General features: G+C 43.9%; 1 protein-coding gene. It reads left to right on the top strand.

The features are described from left to right. Positions 1–70: 70 nt before the first annotated feature. Positions 71–1,261, top strand: a complete 1,191-nt coding sequence (locus tag P5674_RS24575) for a reverse transcriptase domain-containing protein (RefSeq protein WP_315643200.1) — start codon at positions 71–73, stop codon at positions 1,259–1,261. The last annotated feature ends 269 nt before the right edge of the window (positions 1,262–1,530 follow it).

Raw genomic sequence — 1,530 nt, 5'->3', positions numbered from 1 at the left:
AGGTTCTGAATGGGAGGGGATGGTGGTGACTCCATTCTCGACCCCTAACACATAGCAAAATGCTCTTACCGTGAACCATGATTACCTACTGTCCAAAATTCATTGTCCAAGCAGCCTGAAAAGAGACTTGAAACAATGGCTCAAAGCGGGTGTGCTAGATAACGGTGTATTCGAGGATACAGAAACAGGGACACCTCAAGGAGGGGTAATAAGTCCAATACTCGCCAACATCGCACTGTTGGGAATGGTTAGGTTCATAGAAACAATGTATCCTAAAAAGAGAAACGTGGTTCAAGCCACAACAATCAGATACGCCGATGATTTTGTAGTAATATCCCCATCACTTGAAATCATTGAACAGTGCAAAACTGCTATTTCCAAATGGTTAAAACCTGTTGGACTAGAAATAAAACCTGAAAAGACTCGAATCTGTCACACGCTCAAACGTATTGAGTATGATGGCAAAACAGAAGAACCAGGGTTCGACTTTCTAGGATTCAACATAAGGCAGTACCCAGCAGGAAAATATAAATCTGGGAAAACCGGGGGAACAATAAACCGATTAATCGGTCACAAAACCCACATTAAACCCAGCCAGAAAGCAGTTAAAGCTCACATGGAAGAGATTAAGGGTGCAATTAAAGAACTCAAAACAGCACCCCAATCAGCCTTGATTAGCAAACTAAACCCAATCATAAAGAGATGGTCAAACTATTACTCAGCGGTAGTCTCAACAGAGACCTTCACAAGGCTAGACCACACAATCTGGTTAATGCTAAGAGCATGGACAGGTTCAAGATGCGGAAAGGCAAGCCACGAAAAGCTAAGAAACTATTTCAGACGCGGAACGGTCAAACTTAGTAATGGGAAGGAAAGGCAAGAACCTTGGTTATTTCAGACCAAAGATGGATATACACTATGGAAACATAGCTACACTCCGATTGTCAGACACACCCTAATACGCCCTGACGCAACACCATACGACGGAAACTGGACTTACTGGGCAACCAGGAAAGGACAAGCAATTGGAACGCCAAATAGGGTAGCAAAACTACTCAAAAAGCAAAAAGGCAGGTGTACTTGGTGTGGACAGTATTTCGCACCATCAGATTTAGTTGAAGTAGACCACATTGTACCTCGAAACCTCGGTGGAAAGGATGAATACAAAAATCTTAAACTATTACATCGCCATTGTCACGATGATCAAACGGCGCTTGACAACGCTAAAGCTGTATCCCTAACAATGGAGCAATCAGACTAGGAGCCGTGTGAGATGAAAGTCTCACGCACGGTTTTGAATGGGAGGGGATGGAGGCGACTCCATTCTCGACCCCTAATTGAAAAGTTGTTTAGGGGTATCGGGTTGGAGCCGGTAGATGATAGCCCATAGTTTCCCCTCACCGGAGATTATGAATCAGACCCATAGATAACCGGATAGGCGATCGCTCATAGGTTTACCTATAGGTCTAGTCCACGGAAAGGCGGTCTGATATCTTTGTACATTGATTACTTAGAAGGTTCCCCTCTACG

The organism is Limnospira sp. PMC 289.06 (assembly GCF_032350395.1).
Classification (GTDB): Bacteria; Cyanobacteriota; Cyanobacteriia; order Cyanobacteriales; family Microcoleaceae; genus Limnospira; species Limnospira platensis.
The sequence above is the reverse complement of the archived record's forward strand: the minus strand, read 5'-3'. Positions and strand labels throughout refer to the sequence as shown.